The organism is Pseudomonas sp. HR1, from assembly GCF_030175875.1.
GTDB lineage: Bacteria > Pseudomonadota > Gammaproteobacteria > Pseudomonadales > Pseudomonadaceae > Chryseomonas > Chryseomonas oryzihabitans.
Window position 1 is genome coordinate 1 of sequence record NZ_JASNRF010000024.1, and the last position, 1,307, is coordinate 1,307.

Here is a 1,307-nt window from a genome sequence, read left to right on the forward strand (position 1 = left end):
GGAAGGGCTGGAATGCGGACTCATTCCAGCCCTTCCCATATCGGGCCATCAGAGTTAGCCCAGGAATCCCATACTGCGCACGGTTTATATCATAGCGTAAATGAACTGACTGCTCTTTCGGGGAGTTGAAGTCACTATACTGAATGGAGTTGTTAAGGTAAATTGAGTCAGATTGTCTCAGGTAGTCGAAATCGTTGTCCCCGTTGTTTTGCTGGTAGCTCATGGTTATAGAGTGCGCACCCGCTACAATGCCACTGCTAACACTCCAGATATTTGTGGAAAACTCCCCAAGAAACTTTCTACCGTCGTCGACCGATCTATAGAAGTTTAACCCCGCTGTTAGAGCTAGATTATCGTTAATAGGATAGCTGGCGATGGATCCAAAATAGTATTGGCGCCAGGAATTATCTAACTTGCTTGTATAGAGGCTGCTTGTGAGGTACTCATTTATCTTGTACTCACCGCCGAGGTAAGAAAGGTAAGACGACTTCACTTGACCAGCATAGAAGGTTACAAAATCACTTCCCGTCTCGCTTTGCTGCGGCTGGCTCATGGCGTGTAAACGCCCGCCATTAATAGTTATGGCGTCGAAGCTGTTGTTCGTTGCGGTAATGCCTTTAAAGCTTTGTGGAAGTAGGCGTGAGTCGCCAAAATGCACAACAGGTGTAGTAGGGAATACGTCGCCAAGCTTTACCTCAGTATCTAAGAATTTCAACTTTACGGCGCCAAGTAATTTGGAGTACTCGGTCGTGGGATCACCGTTCGCGTCTGCGGGAAGCAAGTTAACGCTACCGCCCTGGCCCGTTCGGCCCCTTCCGCTGTCTAAACGTAGGCCAAGAAGCCCAACTGCGTCTACCCCAACGCCTACGGTACCTTGTGTATATCCTGATCTATAAAAGGCTAATAGACCATGCGCCCAAGTTTCAGAGTAGCCGTTGCCTGCAGAGTTTGCTTGGCCCTTTCTAAAATCCCTATTGAAGTAATAGTTCCGATTCATAATTGAAAGTGAGCTATCTTCTAAGAAGCCTCCAGAGTTTTCTGAAGCTGAATTCGCACTCACTACCTGCGGTATAAAAATAAATGGAATTATTAAGGTCTTTATAACGTTGGTTTGCAAGACGGTGCTCCTTTGGGGTGAGGCAGGTCGATACTGATGTATTTTTTGTTAGTCCTGTGATTTTCAAAGAGTAATCCTTTCAGGACGATTGCTGCTAAATTACAATTTTGTAATCTTAATATCGAGTTCTCATTCATGGGGTCGTCTCAGAAAACGGAAAATAAAGCACGCTAAGGCATAGCCGAACCTG

The 1,307-nt window shown here is 45.9% G+C and carries 1 protein-coding gene; it reads right to left on the reverse strand.

Annotated features, from left to right (window positions below):
• Nucleotides 1-1,117 (reverse strand): OprD family outer membrane porin (locus QKY98_RS23345; protein ID WP_284671669.1); only part of this gene is annotated, 1,117 nt, incomplete at its 3' end.
• Nucleotides 1,118-1,307 lie beyond the last annotated feature (190 nt).